General features: G+C 68.1%; 21 protein-coding genes. 9 read left to right on the top strand and 12 right to left on the bottom strand.

Translation table 11 applies throughout. The features are described 5' to 3' along the window. Positions 1–49: 49 nt before the first annotated feature. Positions 50–1,045, bottom strand: coding sequence for a hypothetical protein (locus tag BVG12_RS07115; protein ID WP_075791824.1), 996 nt, complete (start codon positions 1,043–1,045; stop codon positions 50–52). A 34-nt stretch (positions 1,046–1,079) separates the two neighbouring features. Continuing rightward, a complete protein-coding gene (locus BVG12_RS07110; protein WP_075791823.1) occupies positions 1,080–1,916 on the bottom strand; it encodes a helix-turn-helix transcriptional regulator in 837 nt (278 codons plus the stop codon). A gap of 88 nt (positions 1,917–2,004) precedes the next feature. On the opposite strand from BVG12_RS07110, the gene BVG12_RS07105 reads away from it, so the two are divergent. Beyond that, positions 2,005–2,772 carry a class I SAM-dependent methyltransferase gene (locus BVG12_RS07105; protein WP_075791822.1) on the top strand — a complete coding sequence of 256 codons (768 nt, stop codon included), beginning with the start codon at positions 2,005–2,007 and terminating at the stop codon, positions 2,770–2,772. Here the strand turns inward: BVG12_RS07105 and BVG12_RS07100 are convergent. The 3 genes from BVG12_RS07100 to BVG12_RS07090 are packed head-to-tail and all read right to left on the bottom strand — an operon-like array spanning position 2,769 to position 4,749. Continuing rightward, positions 2,769–3,563 (bottom strand): ABC transporter permease, encoded by a 795-nt coding sequence (locus BVG12_RS07100; RefSeq protein ID WP_075791821.1) that lies wholly within the window; start codon positions 3,561–3,563, stop codon positions 2,769–2,771. The two genes, BVG12_RS07105 and BVG12_RS07100, sit on opposite strands and share 4 nt — an antisense overlap. Continuing rightward, positions 3,560–4,180: an ABC transporter ATP-binding protein gene (locus BVG12_RS07095; RefSeq protein WP_075791820.1), complete on the bottom strand. Its 621-nt coding sequence runs from the start codon at positions 4,178–4,180 to the stop codon at positions 3,560–3,562. The genes BVG12_RS07100 and BVG12_RS07095 overlap by 4 nt, the downstream gene beginning before the upstream one ends. Further along, on the bottom strand, positions 4,177–4,749 hold the full coding sequence (locus BVG12_RS07090; protein ID WP_156895562.1) for a DNA-binding protein: 573 nt from the start codon (positions 4,747–4,749) through the stop codon (positions 4,177–4,179). Before BVG12_RS07090 ends, BVG12_RS07095 begins: the two co-directional genes overlap by 4 nt. Positions 4,750–4,918: 169 nt before the next feature. Between BVG12_RS07090 and BVG12_RS07085 the strand changes: the two genes are divergently transcribed. Beyond that, entirely contained in the window at positions 4,919–5,770 is an 852-nt protein-coding gene (locus tag BVG12_RS07085; RefSeq protein WP_075791818.1) for a creatininase family protein, read from the top strand. 7 nt (positions 5,771–5,777) lie between these two features. After that, entirely contained in the window at positions 5,778–7,037 is a 1,260-nt protein-coding gene (locus BVG12_RS07080; protein ID WP_075791817.1) for a YVTN family beta-propeller repeat protein, read from the top strand. Positions 7,038–7,056: 19 nt separating this feature from the next. Here the strand turns inward: BVG12_RS07080 and BVG12_RS07075 are convergent, their stop codons facing one another. Beyond that, complete coding sequence (locus BVG12_RS07075) at positions 7,057–7,491, bottom strand: hypothetical protein (protein ID WP_075791816.1); 435 nt, start codon at positions 7,489–7,491, stop codon at positions 7,057–7,059. Between the two features lie 92 nt (positions 7,492–7,583). After that, positions 7,584–8,423, bottom strand: coding sequence for a universal stress protein (locus BVG12_RS07070; RefSeq protein WP_075791815.1), 840 nt, complete (start codon positions 8,421–8,423; stop codon positions 7,584–7,586). A gap of 275 nt (positions 8,424–8,698) precedes the next feature. Between BVG12_RS07070 and BVG12_RS07065 the strand changes: the two genes are divergently transcribed. Both BVG12_RS07065 and BVG12_RS07060 read left to right on the top strand, forming a co-directional pair. Next, the gene (locus BVG12_RS07065; protein WP_075791814.1) at positions 8,699–8,917 is read left to right on the top strand and encodes a hypothetical protein; all 219 of its coding nucleotides are present in this window, start codon (positions 8,699–8,701) and stop codon (positions 8,915–8,917) included. 79 nt (positions 8,918–8,996) lie between these two features. Then, entirely contained in the window at positions 8,997–10,304 is a 1,308-nt protein-coding gene (locus BVG12_RS07060; protein WP_075791813.1) for a glycoside hydrolase family 28 protein, read from the top strand. 22 nt (positions 10,305–10,326) lie between these two features. On the opposite strand, the gene gudD is transcribed toward BVG12_RS07060, so the two are convergent. From gudD to BVG12_RS07045, 3 genes are all read right to left on the bottom strand, one after another. Continuing rightward, the gene (gudD, locus tag BVG12_RS07055; protein ID WP_075791812.1) at positions 10,327–11,667 is read right to left on the bottom strand and encodes a glucarate dehydratase; all 1,341 of its coding nucleotides are present in this window, start codon (positions 11,665–11,667) and stop codon (positions 10,327–10,329) included. 29 nt (positions 11,668–11,696) lie between these two features. Continuing rightward, positions 11,697–12,983, bottom strand: coding sequence for an MFS transporter (locus tag BVG12_RS07050; protein ID WP_083685669.1), 1,287 nt, complete (start codon positions 12,981–12,983; stop codon positions 11,697–11,699). Between the two features lie 211 nt (positions 12,984–13,194). Continuing rightward, positions 13,195–14,082, bottom strand: coding sequence for a LysR family transcriptional regulator (locus tag BVG12_RS07045; protein ID WP_075791810.1), 888 nt, complete (start codon positions 14,080–14,082; stop codon positions 13,195–13,197). A gap of 114 nt (positions 14,083–14,196) precedes the next feature. Between BVG12_RS07045 and BVG12_RS07040 the strand changes: the two genes are divergently transcribed. After that, the gene (locus BVG12_RS07040) at positions 14,197–14,937 is read left to right on the top strand and encodes an SDR family NAD(P)-dependent oxidoreductase (RefSeq protein WP_075791809.1); all 741 of its coding nucleotides are present in this window, start codon (positions 14,197–14,199) and stop codon (positions 14,935–14,937) included. Between the two features lie 37 nt (positions 14,938–14,974). On the opposite strand, the gene BVG12_RS07035 is transcribed toward BVG12_RS07040, so the two are convergent. Then, on the bottom strand, positions 14,975–16,273 hold the full coding sequence (locus BVG12_RS07035) for an NAD(P)/FAD-dependent oxidoreductase (RefSeq protein WP_075791808.1): 1,299 nt from the start codon (positions 16,271–16,273) through the stop codon (positions 14,975–14,977). Between the two features lie 107 nt (positions 16,274–16,380). Continuing rightward, entirely contained in the window at positions 16,381–16,806 is a 426-nt protein-coding gene (locus BVG12_RS07030) for an HAD family hydrolase (RefSeq protein WP_075791807.1), read from the bottom strand. A 106-nt stretch (positions 16,807–16,912) separates the two neighbouring features. Between BVG12_RS07030 and BVG12_RS07025 the strand changes: the two genes are divergently transcribed. The 3 genes from BVG12_RS07025 to map are packed head-to-tail and all read left to right on the top strand — an operon-like array spanning position 16,913 to position 18,861. Further along, positions 16,913–17,842: a LysR family transcriptional regulator gene (locus tag BVG12_RS07025; protein WP_075791806.1), complete on the top strand. Its 930-nt coding sequence runs from the start codon at positions 16,913–16,915 to the stop codon at positions 17,840–17,842. Positions 17,843–17,887: 45 nt separating this feature from the next. Further along, on the top strand, positions 17,888–18,097 hold the full coding sequence (locus BVG12_RS07020) for a ParD-like family protein (protein WP_075796245.1): 210 nt from the start codon (positions 17,888–17,890) through the stop codon (positions 18,095–18,097). After that, the gene (map, locus tag BVG12_RS07015; protein ID WP_075791805.1) at positions 18,094–18,861 is read left to right on the top strand and encodes a type I methionyl aminopeptidase; all 768 of its coding nucleotides are present in this window, start codon (positions 18,094–18,096) and stop codon (positions 18,859–18,861) included. The genes BVG12_RS07020 and map overlap by 4 nt, the downstream gene beginning before the upstream one ends. Positions 18,862–18,957: the final 96 nt, after the last annotated feature.

Below are 18,957 nucleotides of genomic sequence, written 5' to 3'. Positions count from 1 at the left end.
CGATGTGGCGCGATGCGGCTTGATGCGGCGATATCCGGTGCCGGCCGGTTCAGCGCCGCCGTCCGAACACCCCGGCCAGGCGCAGCACGAGCCCGGCCAGCCGGGGCACGGTCGTCGGGCGCAGCAGCCGTGCGTCGTAGCCGGCAAAACGCCGGTCGTTTTCGGCAAGGCAGAGCGCGAGCAGGTCGCACAGGCCGACGCCGTTGTCCGCCACCGATTGCGCGCCGTGCAGCGTGAAATTGTTGTCCTGCGCGTGCGGGGTGTCATGCGCGTCGACGGCGCGCGCGAGGCCGATCCGCTCCCATGCGAGGAAGCACCAGACGGCCGCGACCTTGGCCTCGAAACGCGCGCGGCGCCACAGCGGAAGGCGGGCGCGGTGCCAGGCGGCCCAGTTGGCGAACAGCAGGATGTGGCGGCACTCTTCCTGCATCACGGGTTCGAACGTGTCGACGAGGGCCGGCGGAAACAAGCCGGAACGCCGCGCCAGTTCGAACAGGCCGAATGCGAAGAAGCTGTCGATGCATTCGCTGTAGCCGGTGACGAGGTATGCCCATTCCGCGTCCCGGGGCAGGGGCGGCGGCGGCTCGGGCGCCAGTTCGATGCCATAGGCCGCCACCATGCGCGTCAGGACTTCCTTGTGGCGCTGTTCCTCCCACGCGTTCAGCGCGAGCGCGTGGCGCATGCCGGGCTCTTGCAGGGTGCCGGCATAGGCGGCCATGCGCAGGCGCGCCTTGCCTTCCGTCTGCACGGCGATGTCCCAGATCGGCAGCGCGACGATGCGATCGCGTGTCGCAGGTGCCAGCTCGGGCCAGTCCAGCACGGCGGGACGATAGGGATTGAAGGTATCGTGGAACATGCGGCAGGTCGCGTCGCCATGGCGGTCCGAGCCGGGCACGAGCGGGCCGTCGACCGGGTAGCGCCAATGCCGCATGCGCGCGTCAGCAAAGGCCAGCTGCGCGCCGCCGGCGTGCGTCGCTACCGGCGGCGGCCGGAAGTCCGGCACCAGGCTGGCGACGTCGAACGGGTCCGTGGCGTCCTTGTCCATGCTCCCTGTGCGCAGTGCTCGTAGTTCGTTTCGTTTACCTCTCGACCGATCTCTCCGCACAAGGTTCACTTCCGAATCCGTCCGATTGACCGGGACCACACTGCTCGCCCGCCAGACATACCAGCTTGATTTCCATCTGCAACGCCACCAGCAAGGTCGTCTGAACAAACCTGAGCTCCCCGCGGACCGGATGCCTGAACTGCCGCTCCCCGCCTTCCCGATGCAGCACATCCTGCTTGTCCCAGCACTGCGCGAATAGCACGCTTTCCTGGCGCAATTGTTCAACAAGGGTTTGCATGTCCGCGTCCGCCGGCCGCCGGTGGAAGTCGGCCCGGAACTCGGCCGCCAACCGCCGTGCCCGCGTCTCCCAATCCACGATCAGTTCCCGCGCCGCCGGACGGAGAAAAACGTAACGGAGCAGGTTGCGGTCGGCGGCATCCGGGTCCAGCCAGCCGACGAACAACGCGGCCGCGGCGCCGTTCCAGGCGCGGGCCGTCCATGTGTGGTCGAGCAGGTAGGCCGGCGCGGCCATCAGTCCCGGCAGCGCCAGCAGGGCGGGAGACATCGCGTCGACATCCGCGGCACCCGCGCGCGGGTCTTTTTTGCCGGCAAGGTCGAACAGCGATGCGCGTTCCGCCGCGGACAGTTGCAGCGCGTCGGACAGGCGCGCCAGCGCGGCGGCGGACGGCTGGACGTCCCGGCCCTGTTCCAGCCACGTGATCCACGTGACGCCCAGCCCGGCCGCGTCGGCCAGCTCCTCGCGGCGCAGGCCGGGGGTGCGGCGGCGGGCGCCGGGCCGGGCGGGCGTCAGGCGTGCGCGGTGGGCGCGGATGAAGGCGCCGAGCATCTGGCGCCGGTTGGAATCGGTCATGGTGTTCGTAATACCAGTATAAACAGGCTCCTTGTAGCAGGAAAATGCATGCTCGACAATGGGCTCTCACATTCAACATGGAGCCAACATGGATACCGCCACCCACGACGCAACCGTCCTCGAACAATACGATTCCCGCGCCCAGGCCTATCTGTCGAGTGCCGTGCACGCGGCCGGCGCCGACCTGGAGCGGATGGCCGCCTTGATCGGCAGCCGTCCGGACGCCGTCGCGCTGGACATGGGGTGCGGCGGCGGCCACGTGGCGTTCCGCCTGGCGCCTCTGGTCAAGAAGGTGGTCGCCTGCGATCTGTCGGCCGCGATGCTGGAGACGGTCGCCGCGGAAGCGCACCGGAGGGGCCTGGACAATCTCGTCACGAAGCAGGGCGCGGCCGAGGCGCTGTCATGCCCGGACGCGTCGTTCGATATCGCGGCCACCCGCTACAGCGCGCATCACTGGGGGGCTTTTACGGACGGGCTGGCGCAGATGCGGCGCGTCGTCAAACCCGGCGGCCTCGCGCTGTTCATGGACGTCGTGTCGCCCGGCGTCCCGTTGCTGGACACCTGGCTGCAGACGCTGGAACTGCTGCGCGATCCCTCCCACGTGCGCAATGCCTCGCTGGAGGAGTGGAAAACGGCGCTGGCATCCCTCGGCTTTGCGATCGCGGAGGTCGCGACGTACAAGCTGCGCCTCGAGTTCGGCCCGTGGATCGAGCGGATGCAAACGCCGGAAGTCCACGTCGCGGCGATCCGTTCGCTGCAGCGGCGCGCATCGGCCGAGGTCAAGGATTACTTCGTCATCGGGGACGACGGCAGCTTCACCGTCGACACCATGCTGATCGCCGCCCGCCCGATCTAGCCGTTCAGCCGGTCGACCCGCAAGCGCTGCCGATCGTCGCTCAGCGCCCGCACCGCCAGCATCGCCGCGCCGACCGCCGCCAGGCCGCTGGCGCCCGCCAGCAGGAACATCAGCAGGATCTGGTATTTCACCGCTTCCATCGGGTCCATGCCGGCCAGCAGCTGGCCCGTCATGATGCCGGGCAGCGTGATGATGCCGGCGGCCGACATCTGGTTGGCCACGGGGATCATGCCGCGCCGCGTCGCGTTGCGGACCAGCGGTGCGATGGCGTCGCGGAACGGGGTGCCGAGGGCGAGGCGCGCTTCGATGCGGGCGCGCTCGCGCACGACGCCGTCGAGGATGCCGTCGAGCGCGAGGCTGGCGGCGTTCAGCACGCTGCCGAGCACGATGCCCATCAGCGGAATCGCGTAGCGCGGTTCGTACCAGGGCGCCGGGCGCACGGCCGTCGCCAGGGCCAGCAGGACGGTCGCGAAGCCGGCGCAGGAGACGACGGCGGCGCTGATCTGGTAGTTCATGTGGCGCTTGAGGCGTTGCTTCGGCCGCGTCGCGACTTCGCGCGCGGCCGCCGCGATCATGAACAGGACGACGGCCAGCGTGGCCGGCGCGGACGCCGTCGCGAACACGTGGCGCAGGACGAGGCCGACGATCGTCAGCTGCACGACCATGCGCACGGCCGCGACCAGGATTTGGCGGTGCAGGCCGAGGCGCAGCGCCAGCGACAGCGCGGCCTCCAGCACGATCAGGAGCGCGGCCGCGAGCAGGTCCCAGGTGCCGAGGTGGATCGCATTCATGGCGTGGTCAAGATGCCCTGTTCGAGGCGGAACGTCCGGTGCGCGAGGCGGCGCGCCTGCTCGCCCGAATGCGTCACGATCAGAATCGCCATGCCACGCGCGAGGCAGTCGCGCAGCAGGGTTTCCACGCGCGCGACGGCGTCCGGGTCGAGCGCGGCCGTCGGTTCGTCGAGCAGCAGCACGCGCGGGCGCCGGGCCAGCGAGCGGACGAGGGCGAGCCGCTGCCGCTCGCCCGTCGACAGGCGTTCGATTTCCGTGTCCAGCAGCTTCGTCGACAGGCCCAGTGCCGCCAGCGTACCGTCGATGACGTCCTGGTCCGCGGCCGCGAAGTGCGCGCGGGCCGTCGCTTCCCACCACGCCGGTTCGGCGGCCTGGTAGACGACGGCGGCGCGCCAATCCGGCGCCGGCATCGACGCGGCGGGGCGGCCGTCCAGCAGGGCGTCGCCGTCGTGCGGGTCGAGGTCGGCCAGCATGCGCAGCAGGACGCTCTTGCCCGCGCCGGACGGGCCCTGGATGGCGATGCATTCGCCCGCGTGCACGTCGAAGGTGAACGGCCCGCCGAACGGCGACCGCAGGCCGCGCGCGGACAGGAGAGTGGATGCGGCGCTGCCGGTCACGAGCGCGCGGCGGCCCGGATCAGGTCGAACGGGGAGCTGTCGGCGACGAACGAGCGTGAATTCAACAGGCTGTTGTCGAAGTGGCCAAAGCCGCGCGGCCCCCCGGGACTGTCCTGCCAGTGGCGCAGGGGCGCGTCGTCGGCGCCGAACTGCGCTTCCGTCTCCAGTTGCTTCACGCGGGCCGTCAGCGTGGCGACGGTGCTCTGCAACGCGGCCAGTTCGCGGTCGCGTGCGCGCAGCGCTTCGTCGTGGGCGGCGCGGAGCAGGCGCACCCGCTCGTCGAAGTCGGCGTGCAGGCGGTCGGCCAGCGCGTCGACGAGGGCGTGCAGGGCGCGGCCGGTGTCTTCGCGCCGGATGCCGCTCGCGCCGTCGCCGTCGCCGTCTTCGCCGCGCAGTTCCTTGAGGTGTTTGTGGATGGTCGATTTGGAGCCGGAATCGCCCAGGGCATGGCGCACGGCGTCGACGGACGGATGGCGGCCTTCCGCCAGCAGGCGGTCGCGGGCCTCCCTGACCTGTGATTTCGTAAGTCCGCTGCGCGCCATATCGTCTCCGTCTTGCTGTAATCCCATGATATTGTACTGCCCGGGACCATTGCCGATGCGCGACACCGGGCACCGCACTGCAAAAAAATCCGGGCCGGCTGCCGGCCCGGTGCGCATCTATGCTCTACAATAGGGTCTCGGTCGCGGCGGACGGCGTTCGTGCCCATGCGCGCGCAAGCATCAGGAACACGAATCAATGCTTCACCTGCACAATGCGTGGCGCCGCAAGGCGCCGTGGATCGCCTGCCTGGCCCTCGTCGCACCCCTTCACGCATGGGCGGCCCCGGCCGCCGGCGTGTATCTCGAAGACATGACGTCGCCGGAACTGCGCGATCGCATCGCGGCCGGCACCACGACGGCCCTCGTGCCCATCGGCGGCACCGAGCAGAGCGGTCCGCACATCGTCCTCGGCAAGCACAATGTACGCGCCCGCGTGCTGGCGGGACGGATCGCCGGCCGGCTGGGCGACGCCGTCGTCGCGCCCGTGGTCGCCTACGTGCCGGAAGGGGCGATCGACCCGCCGGCCGCGCACATGCGGTTCGCGGGCACGCTGTCGATTCCCGACGCCGCGTTCGAATCGGTGCTCGAAGCCACCGCGCTGAGCCTGTGCCGGCACGGCATCCGCGACGTGTTCTTCCTGGGCGACCACGGCGGTTACCAGAAGAACGAGGAACGCGCCGCCGCGAAGGTGAACCGTTCCGCCGGCTGCCGTGCCCACGCGTTGGCCGCGTACTACGATGCCGCCACGTCCACGTTCAACGCCGACCTGAAGCAGCGCGGCTTTGCCGACGCCGAGATCGGCACGCACGCGGGCCTGGCCGACACGGCGCTGTCGCTGGCCGTCGATCCCGCGCTCGTGCGGCCTGCCCTGGTGGCGGCCGGCGCGCAGGGGGGCGTGCGTGCCGGGGTGCACGGCGACCCGACCCGCGCGACGGCCGAGCTGGGCCGCATCGGCGTGGAGCGCATCGTCGATGCTTCCGTCGCCGCGATCCGCGCCGCCCGCCAGCCGGCGACCGATCAACATCCGAATTCTTCCCATCGAAAGTAGAGACATCGTGTCATTCAAAACTACCGTCGGTGCCGTATTGGCACTCTCCGTCCTGGCCGGGGGCGTCGTCGCCACGCGCGTGGTCGATGCGTCCGCGCCGGCACCCGCCGCGAAGCCGGCCACGGTCGCGACCGTGGCCGGCATGCCGCCCGTCGTCGATCCGGGCAATGTGTACAGCGAAATCGGCCCCACGCACCTGAGTCCGGCCGTGAAAGGCGACCTGGAGCGCGTGTACGTGCCGAACCTGCGCTCGAACGACGTCAGCGTCATCGATCCGGCGACGATGAAGGTCGTCGACCGTTTCAAGGTGGGCCGCAGCCCGCAGCACGTGATCCCGTCGTGGGACCTGCGTACCCTGTGGGTGGCGAATAATGCCGAGCGGCACGGCGACGGCAGCCTGACGCCGATCGATCCGCGCACGGGCAAGCCGGGTCCCAACGTCGTCGTCGACGATCCGTACAATATGTACTTCACGCCGGACGGCAAGTCGGCGATCGTCGTGGCCGAGGCGCGCCACCGTCTCGACTTCCGCGATCCGCACACGATGGCGATGCAGTACGCGATCGAGGTGCCGCAATGCGGCGGCATCAACCACGCGGAATTCTCGATCGACGGCCGCTACGCGCTGTTCACGTGCGAGTTCGACGGCAGCCTCGCGAAGATCGACCTGGTGGGCCGCAAGGTGCTGGGCTACCTGAAACTGTCGATGCCGTCGACGCGCTTCCGCGAAGGCGTCGACCCGACGGCGCCCGGCGCCAGCGAAATCTGCACGGCGAAGAAGGGCATGCCGCAGGACGTGCGCATCTCGCCCGACGGCAAGCGCTTCTACATCGCGGACATGGATGCGGACGGCGTGCACGTCGTCGACGGCGACAACCTGAAGGAAATCGGCTTCGTGCCCGTCGGCATCGGCACGCACGGCCTGTATCCGAGCCGCGACGGCAAGTACCTGTACATCGCGAGCCGCGGCACGCACCGCATCCACGGCAAGCGCAAGGGACCGGGCAGCGTGGCCGTGCTCGACTTCGCCACCGGGAAGATCGTCGCCAACTGGCCCGTGCCGGGCGGCGGCAGCCCGGACATGGGCAACGTCAGCGCGGACGGCAAGTGGTTGTGGCTGTCGGGCCGCTATGACGACGTCGTCTATCGCATCGACACGAAGACCGGCGCCATGCAGCAGGTGAAGGTCGGCGGCGAGCCGCACGGCCTGACCGTGTGGCCGCAGCCGGGCCGCTATTCGCTCGGGCACACGGGCAACCTGCGCTGATCCCCCGGGCCCGCTTCCCTCAGTGCAGGGGTTCCGCGGCGCGCGCTGGGCGCGCCCGCGGCGTGCGCGCGGCTGCGTTCCGCGGCACGGCCGCATCGAGGCCTGCCCCGGCCTCCCACGGCACCGACAGCACGGCGCCCAGCGCGTCCGCGACCTGGCGGCCCAGCGCGGCGTCGCCGCTCTCGATCTGCGGCAGCGTGCGGTGCAGCGCGCACAGCACGACGGCGTAATCGGCGCGGCGCGGATGCAGGCAGGCGTCGCCGAGGCGCTCGAGCAGCGCCTCCTCGCGGCGGAAGTCCGCTTCGACCGCCGCCACGACGGCGGGAAAATCTTGTACGAAGACAGCGTCCGGTTGCGCCTGCAAGGCGGCGATGCGGGCGCACAGGCGTTCGCGGCTGTTGCGCACGGCGGCGCATGCCGTGAGTGGATCCGCGTCTGAATGGTGGAAGTGCATGATTTGCCTCAATCTCGTCGATGGTGACGAGAGTGTCTTTGCCACGCGCGGTTTGTTGTTTGATCTACCTCAAACGCAGCGGATTCAGACTGTCAATGCGCAATCAATAAGGGGACGCGGGCCCGTTCCAGCAGTTCGCGGGTGACCCCGCCGAGCATCCATTCGCGGTAGCGGCCGTGGCCGTACGCGCCCGTCACCATCAGGCCGGCGCCGTAGTCGCGCGCCATTCCCATCAAGGCCTCGCCGACCGTGGCGCGCGTGCGCTCGACGACGACGTCCACGCGCGCGCCGTGGCGGGCCAGGTACAGCGCCATGTCGGCGCCGGGCTGCTCGCCGTGGAGTTCGCCCGGCGCCTCGGGATTGACGAGGGCCAGCCGCACGATGTCCGCGCGCGCCAGCAGCGGCAGCGCGGCGGCGATGGCGGCGATGGCCTGCATGCTGCCGTCCCACCCGACGACGGCGGTGCCGGGCAGCGGCTGGTCGGCGTAATCGGGCGGCACCACCAGCACGGGACGGGCGCCGTGCAGCGCCAGATGGTCCGGGAGGGCGCGCGCCCGCATGGGCTGGGCGGGATCGGCCTGTGCGCCGCGGCTCAGCACGACGAGGTCGGCATAGCGCGATTGCAGCAGCAGCGCGTAGCGGGCCTCGTCCTCGATCAGGCGCGATTCGAACGACGCGACGCCGGCACGCCGCACCGCGTCTTCGAAGACGGCCAGGCGCGCGCGGGCGGTGGCGCGCAGGACCTCGAAATCGGGGCCGGCGGTCGTCGCCGCCACCGCACCCGTCAGCAGGGCGTAGTCGAGCCAGCCGATGCCGGTGTCCGCGCCGCCGACGAGGTGGGCGTCGCAGGCATTGGCGAGGAAACAGGCGGCGCGCAGGCGGCTGTCCTGCGCGTCGCTGCCGTCCACATGCACGAGGATGGTCTTGATCATGGCGTTCGCTCCGGCACGTAAGTGATGACTGTATGCCGGGCCAGCGCGAACATCAGGAATTCGTTTGATTGGCGTCAGATGAAATGAAAATAAAACCGTCGAACGCCGCGTATCGGTTGTAAACGCCCGTCGGGGAACCTTTTAGTTTAGTTCAGACCGGTGGAATCGCAAATTGATTCTGCCAATATCGTACCGCCGCGCGATCTAAAAAATCATCGGCAGAGCGCGTTGCAGAGGCATATGCTGGAATCGTATATACATATACGGAGACAACGATGAAATTCGGAATCGCGCCCGCCCGCATGAAGGCTCACCTGCACCTGTCGCATATTCACCGGCCGCATTTCCACAGGCCCCACGTCCACCGCGACTGGCATGCGTTCGAACCCGTGCTGCGCGTCTGCCAGGTCATCCTGCTGATCCTCCTCGCTCTGCCGTTCGCGCAATTCGTCGCCAAGACCATCGTGTGGGCATTCAAATCGTTGTTCGGGTGAATCGATCAGCGGATTGATCCGCGCCGGGCGCGCGGGTGCTTTAGCATGAACCGGATCTCGACTTTCGATCCGGAACATCATGCCTGTACCCTTTTCGACGCGCCGCCGTTTCACACTGTCCCTGCTGTCACTCCCGTTCTGGCACCGCGCGGCGCAGGCCACGGTGCCTGACGGCAAATACCTGTCCATCCTCGACACCGGCGCCGTCGCCGACGGCGGCACGGTCAATACGCGCGCCATTCAGGCCGCCATCGACCGGCTGGCCGGGCAGGGCGGCGGCACGGCCGTCGTGCCGGCCGGCGTGTTCGTCAGCGGCGCGCTGTTCCTCAAGCCCGGTGTCGATCTCCACCTCGACAAGGGCGCCGTCCTGCGCTGCTCGACGGACATGCGGCATTTCCCCGTCCAGCGCACGCGCATCGAGGGCCACGTCGAGGAGCGGTTCAATCCGGGCCTGATCAACGCGGCGGGCTGCGATGGTCTGAAGATCACGGGCGCCGGCACGCTGGACGGTGCCGGCCGCCCGATCTGGGACCGGTTCTGGCAGCTGCGCAATGCGTCGAAGGAGAAGGGCGACTTCCGCAACCTGGACGTGGCGCGCGCGCGCCTGGCCGTCATCGAGGCGTCGCGCGGCGTGACGATAGACGGCATCACGTTCAAGGATTCGCAATTCTGGAACCTGCACCTGTACCGCTGCCGCGACGTGGCCGTGCGGAACAGCAGCTTCCAGGTGCCGGACGATTACGTGCAGGCCCCGAGCACGGACGGCATCGACATCGACAGCTGCCAGGACGTCCTCGTCGACGGCTGCCGCTTTTCCGTGACGGACGACTGCATCGCGGCCAAGGGCACGAAGGGCCCGCATGCGCTCGAGGACAAGGACAGCCCGCCGACGGAACGGATCCGCGTGCGCAACTGCGTGTTCCGGCGCGGCCACGCGATGTTCACGTGCGGAAGCGAGGCGACCGTCGTGCGCGACGTCGTCGTCGAACACTGCAGGGTGGAGAACGTGGGCAGTGTCGCCCACCTGAAACTGCGGCCGGACACGCCGCAGCGCTACGAGGACATCCATTTCCGCGACCTGACACTCGATTCCAGCAAGGGTGAGATCGTGTCGATCCGGCCGTGGAGCCAGTATTTCGACCTGAAAGGCGAGGCGCCGCCGCATTCCGTCGTGCGCGGCGTGACGCTGGAGGGCATCCGCGGGCGCTTCGGTGCATTCGGCATGATCGCGCCGAATCCGGGCCAGACCGACATCGGGGCCCTGACGCTGAAGAACATCGATGTGCAACTAACCGACGTGCGGTTACAGGTGAAGGACGCGGCCATGCCGGTGCTGGAGAACGTTGTCGTCAACGGCAAGCCCTACGCGGCGGGCGCGCAGGGCTGAGCCGCTCGTCCGCTCACCGGCATCAGCGCACGAGGCAGGGGCGCTTGTTGTCGAACTTCCAGTTCGGCACGAGGAACTGCATGGCGGCGGCGTCGTCGCGCGCGCCCAGGCCCATGTTCTTGTAGGCCTGGTGGGCCTTTTCCAGTTCCGCTTCATCCAGCTCGATGCCCAGACCCGGTTTCGCCGGGATGTGCACCAGGCCACCCTCGATCTTGAGCGGTTCCTTCGTCAGGCGCTGGCCGTCCTGCCAGATCCAGTGCGTGTCGATCGCGGTGACCTTGCCCGGCGCCGCCGCGCCCACATGCGTGAACATGGCGAGCGAGATGTCGAAGTGGTTGTTCGAGTGCGAACCCCACGTCAGGCCGAACATCTGGCACAGCTGCGCGACGCGCACGGAACCCTGCATCGTCCAGAAGTGCGGGTCCGCGAGCGGGATGTCGACGGACTGCAGCTGGATCGAGTGCGCCATCTGGCGCCAGTCGGTGGCGATCATGTTGGTCGCCGTCGGCAGGCCGGTGGCGCGGCGGAATTCCGCCATCACTTCGCGCCCGGAAAAGCCATTCTCCGCGCCGCACGGGTCTTCGGCATAGGCGAGGATGCCGTGCTTGTCGCGGCATACGCGGATCGCTTCCTGCAGCGACCACGCGCCGTTCGGGTCGAGCGTGATGCGCGCGTCCGGGAAGCGCTCGTGCATCGCGACGATCGCCGCCATTTCCTCATCGGCCGACAGCACGCCGCCCTTCAGCTTGAAATCGTTGAAGCCGTAACGTTCGCGCGCGGCCTCGCACAGGCGCACGACGGCTTCCGGCGTCAACGCTTCCTCGTTACGCAGGCGTAGCCAGGCGTCGCCGGCATCCGGCTCGCTGCGGTAGGCGAGGTTCGTCTTGGTGCGGTCGCCCACGTAGAACAGATAGCCCAGCATCTCGACGGCATTGCGCTGCATGCCTTCGCCCAGCAGCGCGGCGACCGGGACGTTCATGAACTGGCCCAGCAGGTCGAGCAGCGCCGATTCCACGGCCGTGACGGCGTGGATGGTCGTGCGCAGGTCGAACGTCTGCTGGCCGCGGCCGCCCGCATCGCGGTCGGCGAAGGCGGTGCGCATCGCGTTCAGGATATTGTTGTACTCGCCCAGCGTCTTGCCGACGACGAGGGGCTTGGCATCCTCGATGGTCTGGCGGATCTTCTCGCCACCCGGCGCTTCGCCCAGACCCGTGTTGCCGGCGCTGTCCTTGAGGATGACGATGTTGCGGGTGAACCAGGGGCCGTGGGCGCCGGACAGGTTCAGCAGCATGCTGTCCTGGCCGGCGACGGGCACGACGCGCAGTTCGGTGACGACGGGGGCACGGGAGACGTTGGTGTTCATGGTGGCTTCGTAAGTTTGAGTTGAACGGATCATGCTTGTACGAGCGACGCCGAGAGCTTGACGCGCTTGATGTCGCCGACGACGAACAAGTAGCAGGCGATGGCCAGCGCCGCGTTGGCGCCGACGAAGGTCAAGGCCCCGGCGAACGAGCCGGTGGCCTGGACGATATACCCGATGGCGATCGGCGTCGTGATGCCCGCCGTGTTGCCGAACGTGTTGAACAGGGCGCCGGACAGGCCGCCGGCTTCCTTCGGCGACGTGTCGGACACGACGGCCCAGCCCAGCGCGCCGACGCCCTTGCCGAAGAACGCGAGCGACATCACGGCGACGACGAGGGTATCCGCCTCGATGTAATTGCAGGCGATCATGCTCATCGACATCAGCATGCCGGCGACGATCGGCACCTTGCGCGACACGGACAGCGAGCAGCCGGCCTTCGCGAGGCGGTCGGAAATCCAGCCGCCCGTGATGCCGCCGAGGAAACCGGCGATGGCGGGCAGGGAGGCCACGAAGCCGGCTTTCAGGATCGTCATATGGCGTTCCTGCACGAGGTAGACGGGGAACCACGTGAGGAAGAAATAGGTCAGCGTCGTGATGCAGTACTGGCCGATGTAGACGCCCAGCAGCATGCGGTTGCCCAGCAATTCCTTGATGCAGGCGAGCGTGTTCACCTGGCGCGGCTGCGCGGCACGGTTGCCGCTTTCGAGATCGACGAGGGCGCCGCCTTCCTGGATGTATTTCAGTTCGCTGCTGCTGACGGAGGGGTGGTCTTTCGGGCCATGGATCGTCTTGAGCCACAGGAAGGCCATCAGGATGCCCAGGCCGCCCATCACATAGAACACGCTGTGCCAGCCGAAGCCGTGCACGAGCCAGCCCATGATCGGCGCGAACAGCACGGTCGCGAAATACTGCGCGGAGTTGAACACGGCGGCCGCCAGGCCCCGTTCGTGCGTGGGGAACCAGGCCGACGCGATGCGGCTGTTGCCCGGGAACGAGGGCGCCTCCGCCGCGCCCACCAGGAGCCGCAGCGCGAACAGCAGGGCCACGGCCGCGCCGCCCGTCACGAAGCCGGCCGCGCCCGTGAACAGCGTGAATGTCGACCACAGGAAGATGCTGAAGAAATAGGTGATCTTCGAGCCGTAGCGGTCCAGCAGCCAGCCGCCGGGCAGCTGCGCCACGACATACGACCAGGCGAAGGCCGAGAAGATGAATCCCATCTGGACGGCGGACAGCCCCAGTTCCTTCTTGATGTCCGGGCCGGCGATCGAGATGGTCGCCCGGTCCGCGTAATTGATCGTGGTGATCGCGAACAGCATCGCGAGGATCGTCCAGCGCGTCCGGGTCCGGACGGCGGCGCTGCTTGCGGCCTTGACGGCTTGTGTTTGTTCCACGGTAGTCTCCTGTCGTCGTTTCTCATCCCACCCGTGTCGGCCGACCGGGTAGCTCTTGTTCTGGAAACGATCATATGTCTTGATCAATTCAGGATCAAACCAAACTCTGACGCCAAGTATTCAGGAATTGAATCAATCACGCCGTTGCGTGAAAGGACGGCAAGACATCGCGCAGGAATAGGTGCAGAACGGGATTCTCGTTGTCGCGGCGGTAGGTGCAGACCATCTCGACGGGCTCCGTGGCCATCCTGCGCATGACGATGCCGTCGATTTTGAGCCTGCCCGCGCCTTCCGCGATGAGGGCGGCGCCGACGCCGGCGCGCACCAGCGCCAGCATCGTGTGCACTTGCCCGACGTGCTCCACGACGTCCGGCACGACACCGGTGCGGGCGAAGCGCTCGCTCAGCATCTGGTAGAAGGGACGCGCCTCGTACGGCGAATACATGACGAACGGGCGGCCGTGCAGGTCGGCCAGCGTGGGCGCTTCCGGCCACTGGTCGGCGTCGTTCTCGTGGATGGCCAGCATCAGCGCTTCCGTCGCGATCAGCTGACTGTCGAGCTCGCCGTTCACGGGGTGCGGGCGCATCAGGCCCAGGTCCAGTTCGCCCGCATTCAACGCTTCCACCTGCGCCGTGCTGACGAGTTCCTTGAGCGTCAGCGAGATCCCGGGCGCGCGCTCGCGCAGCCGGCGCACGACTTCCGGCAACAGGCTGTAGCCGGACGCCGACGTGAAGCCGATGGCCAGCGTGCCTTGTTCTCCCTTCGCGGCGCGCCGGGCGACGAAGGCCGCTTCCTCGGCGATGCGGAGAATGCGCGCCGCTTCCGGAAAGAACGCCTTGCCGGCGGCCGTCAGCCGGACCGTGCGGCTGTTGCGTTCCAGCAGCTGGGCGCCGACGTGGTGTTCGAGCAGGCGGATCTGCCGGCTCAGCGGCGGCTGCGTCATGTTCAGGCGCTCCGCCGCCCGGCTAAAATGCAATTCCTCGGCGACGGCCACGAAGCAGCGGAGCTGGCTGATCTCGAACATGGTGGTTTTCCTGTGACGAACCGGTGGCGACGACCGCGATTATGACCGATGCGCCGGGCTCCTGGCCGCCCGTGGTATCGTCGTGCCGGGTCATGGATACGCACAGGAGGGAATATGGGGTTCGACCAGCGCATCGCCATCGTCACCGGCGCGTCCGGCGGCATCGGCCAGGCCACCGCGCGGCGCCTGCTGCAGGGCGGCGCCAACGTCATGCTGGCCGACCTGCGCCAGGACCGCCTCGACGCGCTCCGCGCCGACCTGGATCGGGACTTCGATCCGGCGCGCACCGCCGTCGTCACGTGCGACGTGTCGCGCGAAGACCAGGTGATCGCCGCCGTGGACGCGACCATCAAGCAGTTCGGCGCCTGGGACTTCGTCGTCAACAACGCGGGCACGATGCTGTTCAAGCCGATCGAAGCGCAGACGGAGCAGGACTGGCGCGGCATCCTCGACGTCGACCTGATGGGCGCCTTCTTCTACACCAAGCAGGCGTTCCTGCGCATGCGCCGCGGCGGGGCCATCGTCAACGTCTCCAGCGTGCACGCCGTCGAGACGGAGCCGCTGGTCGCACCGTATGCGGCCGCGAAGGCGGCGCTGCTGTCGCTCACGCGCTCGGCGGCGCTGGAAGGGAAGGCGAAAGGCATCCGCGTCAACGCCGTGCTGCCGGGCGCCGTCGACACGCCCATGCTGTGGGATAACCCGAACGTGAAGTCGGGCGTCGAAGTGATCGACAAGACCGACGTCGGCGCGCCCGAAGACATCGCCGCCGCCATCGCCTTCCTGCTCGCGGACGAGGCACGCTTCGTCGACGGCACGTCGCTGCGGGTCGACGGCGCGCGGCTGGCGCGCCTGTAGCCGCGCGAAACGGGCCCACGCGAATGCCCGAACAGAGTCAGTGCCAACGAACGGGCATCAGCATCTTCGAGCGGAACCAGCGCGCCAGCAGGTTGCCGCACATCCGCACCGGGCCGAGGTGGCCCATCACGTGGCGCTGGTACGTCAGGCCGTACATCGCGAGCGCGAACGGACCCTTGACGTGCAGGTGGCGGTTGCCGATGGCGCGGCGCAGGATGCCGACGGCGCCCGCGCGGCCCAGCGACACGAGCGTGCCGTAGTCGCGGTACTGGAAGCCCGGCAGCGTGTCCGGCGCCTTGTGCGTCAGCAGCTTGGCCAGATAGATCGCCTGCTGGCGCGCGGCCTGGGCGCTGGGCGGCGCCATCGCCGTCTTGTCCGGATTGAGCAAGGTGCAGCAATCGCCCATCGCGTGGATGTCCGGGTCGGTCACGCTGCGCAGGCGCCCGTCGACCACGACCTGGTCGTTGCGGTTCAGCGCCACGTTCAGGCCCGTGCTGAACCGCGGGCCCTTCACGCCGGCAGCCCACACGGTGATCGCAGCGGGGAACACGCGGCCGTCCGTGGTCGCGACTTCGTCCTCCCGCACCTCGGCGATCGCCGTGTCGGTGCAGATCTCGATGCCCATCGCGCGCAGCTTGCGCACGGCGAGGTTCGACGCCTCCGCATCCAGCGACGGCAGCACTTGCGGGCCGCGCTCGACGATGCGGATGTGCACCTGGTGCGGCGATTCCAGTCCGGCCAGGCCGTAGTGGGCCAGCGTGTCGACCGTGTGGCGCAGGTCGGCCGCCAGCTCGATGCCGGTCGGTCCGGCACCGACGATGACGATGTCGAGCAAGGGCGCGCCGGCGTCCGTGCGGGCGTTGCGGCGCCGTCCCGCCTGGGCGCACAGGCCCAGGAAGCGCTGGCGGAACGCTTCGGCGCCCTTGACGCTGTCGAGCGCGAGGCAGTGTTCCTGCGCGCCGGGGATGCCGAAGAAATTCGTCACGGAGCCGTAGGCCAGCACGACGCGGTCGTAGTCGATGAGCGTGTGCGCGTCGGGCGCGTCGTCGAACCGGCTGCGCACGGTCAGCGTGCGGCGGACGCGGTCGACGTCGATGACTTCGCCGCACACGAACGTGAAGTGGTTGTCGATGGCCTGGCGGGCGTAATCGATCATGTGGTCGGCCGGGTCGATGGTGCCGGCGGCGACGGCGTGCAGCAGGGGTTTCCAGAAGTGGGTGGGCGCGCTGTCGATGAGGATCACGCGATCCTTGTGGCGGGCGCCGAGGCGGCGGCCCAGCCGGGTGGCGAGTTCGAGGCCGGCGACGCCGCCTCCGACGATGACGATGGACTGCATGGTGTGCTCCCTTCTTTTCGAATCGATGGGACACCGGGGGACTCCCGGCGCCGCGCTGCATTCGCGCATCCGCCGGGAGCAGCGCCCGCGGATGCCGGGAAGACTGCTCAGTGCGTGGTGGTCTGCATCATTACCTTGCGCATGTCCTTGCGCATGACGGTGGGTACGACTGCGGCTTTGGGCGCCTGTACGCCGATCTGCGCGGTGCGGGCCGCGGCGATGGCGCGCGGCGACGTCGTCACGGCCAGCGCTTCGTCCGGCGGTACGCCCAGCTGGCCGAGGACGACCGAATACGGGGCCTTGTGGCCGCGCGCTTCGAAATCGGCGCCCGTCAGCACGACGGAAAAGATGTGGTGGGCGGTGTCGCCGAAGCGGCGGCGCAGCTGTTCGCCGGCCTGGTCGTGCGGCAGTTCGGAGATCAGGGCGCACGGCAGGCCGTTCTCGATCGCCTGGTCGAGCAGGCGCACGGCGTCGGCCGGGGCATCCGTCGCAGGGAAAGAGGATAAGTCGAAGATGAACGCTTGTGCCGTCATGATGATCTCCTTTTGTGAGCCGTTGTCGCTTGAATTATCTTTACTATACGGCTGGGCGGGATAAAATAAAAATAAATAATTTTTAAAATTCGATAAGGTATAACTTATGTATCCAGCCAGCTTCAAACAGCTGCAGGCCTTGATGCTGGTGGCGCGCCACCAGAGCGTGTCGCGCGCGGCGGAAGCGATGCACGTGACGCAGCCCGCCGTGTCGCTGCACCTCAAACTGCTGGAAGAAGCGGCCGGCGTGCCGCTCACGCGCCGCCAGGGCCGCAACATCCAGATGACGGCGGCGGGCGAGCTGCTGGTGGGCTATGCGGAGCGCATCCTCGGCCTGTGGGAAGAGGCGGGCGACGAGATCGCGGCATTGAAGGGCGTGACGTCCGGTACGCTGCGCATCGGCGCCGTGATGACGGCGGAGCACCTGTTGCCGCCGATGCTCGTGCGCTTCACGACGGGCCGGCCGCACGTGCGCATCAAGCTGCAGGTGGGCTCGCGGCCGGAAGTGATCGGCATGCTGTCGCGCGACGAGATCGACCTCGCCATCATGGGCACGCCGCCACGCGAATTCCCGACGAGCGCCAGCCGCTTCGCGCGCCACCCGATGGCGTTCTTCGTCGCGCCCGGTCACCCGCTGCTGGCCTTGGCGCCGGTGACGCTGGCCGACATCGCCGCGCACAACCTGCTCGTGCGCGAGCGCGGGTCGGGCACGCGCGCGGCGATCGAGCGCCGCTTCGAGGAAGAGGGCGTGGCGCTCGCGATCGGGTCCGAGCTGTCCAGCAACGAGGCGATCAAGCAGATGACGGCGGCGGGCCTCGGCGTCGCCTTTTTATCCGTCCACGCCTGCACGCTGGAAGTGCGCAACCGCTTATTGAGCGTGCTGCCGGTGCCGGGCGTCGTCGTGCAGGGCGAGTGGCACGTGATGCACAAGGCGGCGCGCGCGATTCCGACCGTGGCCGCGTCGTTCCACGAATTCATGGTGGAGCACGGGCAGCAGGTCATTTCGGACGAGCTGGAAAGCATCGCCTGGAAATAGAATGTTAATATATACTTCGTATATGGATTGTATATGGAGTATATGATGGGTATCGTTAACATCGAAGACGAGCTGCACGACCAGATCCGCAAGGCGAGCACCGTGTCGTGCCGCTCGATCAACGCGCAGGCCGCGTTCTGGGTCCGCATCGGCATGCTGTGCGAGCTGAATCCGACGCAAAGCTTCAACGAGATCATGGCGCGCGAACTGCGGGCGGCGGGCGTCGTGCCGCAGGCCCTCAAGGTGGCGTTGTGACGAAGCGGCCGGAGGAAGTCGCGTTGATGGCGGCGGCCGGCAAGCTGCTGGCCGATGTGTTCGGGCACCTGGACAAGCTGGACCTGACCGGCATGTCGACCCTGCAGGTGAACGACCTGGTCGACGACTTCATCGTGCACACGCTGGACGCGCGCCCGGCCAGCAAGGGGCAATACGGCTTCGCCTACGCCATGAACACGTCGCGCAACGATGTCGTCTGCCACGGGGTGCCGTCCGCGACCGAGTTCCTGCGGGACGGCGACATCGTCAATTTCGACATCACGCTGGAAAAGAACGGCTACATCGCCGACTCCAGCAAGACCTATCTCGTCGGCGAGGTGGCGGCGCCCGCGAAGCGACTCGTGCAGGTGACGTACGAGGCGATGTGGAAGGGCATCCGCGCCGTGCGTCCCGGCGCGCGGCTGGGCGACGTCGGACATGCCATCGAACGGCATGCGCGGCGCCACGGATACGCCGTCGTGCGCGAATACTGCGGCCACGGCATCGGGCGCGAGATGCACGAGCCGCCGCAGGTGCTGCACTGGGGCCGTCCGCGCACGGGCCTCGTGCTGCGCGAAGGGATGGTGTTCACGATCGAGCCGATGCTCAATGCGGGCCGCAACGCCGTGCGCACGGAAGACGACGGCTGGACGGTCGTCACGTGCGACGGCGCGCTGTCCGCGCAGTTCGAGCATACCGTGGCCGTCACGGGCAACGGTGTACGCGTGCTGACGTTGCGGGCCGGGGAAAAGATGCTCGATTGACACGTTTCCGTGGGGCAATTGATACGTTACAACTTGATTTGTGGAATCTAACGTTTCCTGATGTTACTATTCAGGACTACGTTTGGAGGAAGCATG

This window comes from Massilia putida (genome assembly GCF_001941825.1).
Lineage (GTDB): Bacteria > Pseudomonadota > Gammaproteobacteria > Burkholderiales > Burkholderiaceae_D > Telluria > Telluria putida.
The sequence above is the reverse complement of the archived record's forward strand: the minus strand, read 5'-3'. Positions and strand labels throughout refer to the sequence as shown.

Bases quoted from the DNA above. Each gene is read 5' to 3' on its own strand.
- BVG12_RS07085 (WP_075791818.1), top strand. From the start codon at position 4,919: ATGCTTCACCTGCACAATGCGTGGCGCCGCAAGGCGCCGTGGATCGCC.
- BVG12_RS07110 (WP_075791823.1), bottom strand. From the start codon at position 1,916: ATGACCGATTCCAACCGGCGCCAGATGCTCGGCGCCTTCATCCGCGCC.
- BVG12_RS07115 (WP_075791824.1), bottom strand. From the start codon at position 1,045: ATGGACAAGGACGCCACGGACCCGTTCGACGTCGCCAGCCTGGTGCCG.
- BVG12_RS07035 (WP_075791808.1), bottom strand. From the start codon at position 16,273: ATGCAGTCCATCGTCATCGTCGGAGGCGGCGTCGCCGGCCTCGAACTC.
- BVG12_RS07025 (WP_075791806.1), top strand. From the start codon at position 16,913: ATGTATCCAGCCAGCTTCAAACAGCTGCAGGCCTTGATGCTGGTGGCG.
- BVG12_RS07105 (WP_075791822.1), top strand. From the start codon at position 2,005: ATGGATACCGCCACCCACGACGCAACCGTCCTCGAACAATACGATTCC.
- BVG12_RS07060 (WP_075791813.1), top strand. From the start codon at position 8,997: ATGCCTGTACCCTTTTCGACGCGCCGCCGTTTCACACTGTCCCTGCTG.
- BVG12_RS07030 (WP_075791807.1), bottom strand. From the start codon at position 16,806: ATGACGGCACAAGCGTTCATCTTCGACTTATCCTCTTTCCCTGCGACG.
- BVG12_RS07050 (WP_083685669.1), bottom strand. From the start codon at position 12,983: ATGCTGTTCGCGATCACCACGATCAATTACGCGGACCGGGCGACCATC.
- BVG12_RS07065 (WP_075791814.1), top strand. From the start codon at position 8,699: ATGAAATTCGGAATCGCGCCCGCCCGCATGAAGGCTCACCTGCACCTG.
- BVG12_RS07045 (WP_075791810.1), bottom strand. From the start codon at position 14,082: ATGTTCGAGATCAGCCAGCTCCGCTGCTTCGTGGCCGTCGCCGAGGAA.
- BVG12_RS07020 (WP_075796245.1), top strand. From the start codon at position 17,888: ATGGGTATCGTTAACATCGAAGACGAGCTGCACGACCAGATCCGCAAG.
- BVG12_RS07100 (WP_075791821.1), bottom strand. From the start codon at position 3,563: ATGAATGCGATCCACCTCGGCACCTGGGACCTGCTCGCGGCCGCGCTC.
- BVG12_RS07040 (WP_075791809.1), top strand. From the start codon at position 14,197: ATGGGGTTCGACCAGCGCATCGCCATCGTCACCGGCGCGTCCGGCGGC.
- BVG12_RS07075 (WP_075791816.1), bottom strand. From the start codon at position 7,491: ATGCACTTCCACCATTCAGACGCGGATCCACTCACGGCATGCGCCGCC.
- gudD (WP_075791812.1), bottom strand. From the start codon at position 11,667: ATGAACACCAACGTCTCCCGTGCCCCCGTCGTCACCGAACTGCGCGTC.
- BVG12_RS07090 (WP_156895562.1), bottom strand. From the start codon at position 4,749: ATGGGATTACAGCAAGACGGAGACGATATGGCGCGCAGCGGACTTACG.
- BVG12_RS07070 (WP_075791815.1), bottom strand. From the start codon at position 8,423: ATGATCAAGACCATCCTCGTGCATGTGGACGGCAGCGACGCGCAGGAC.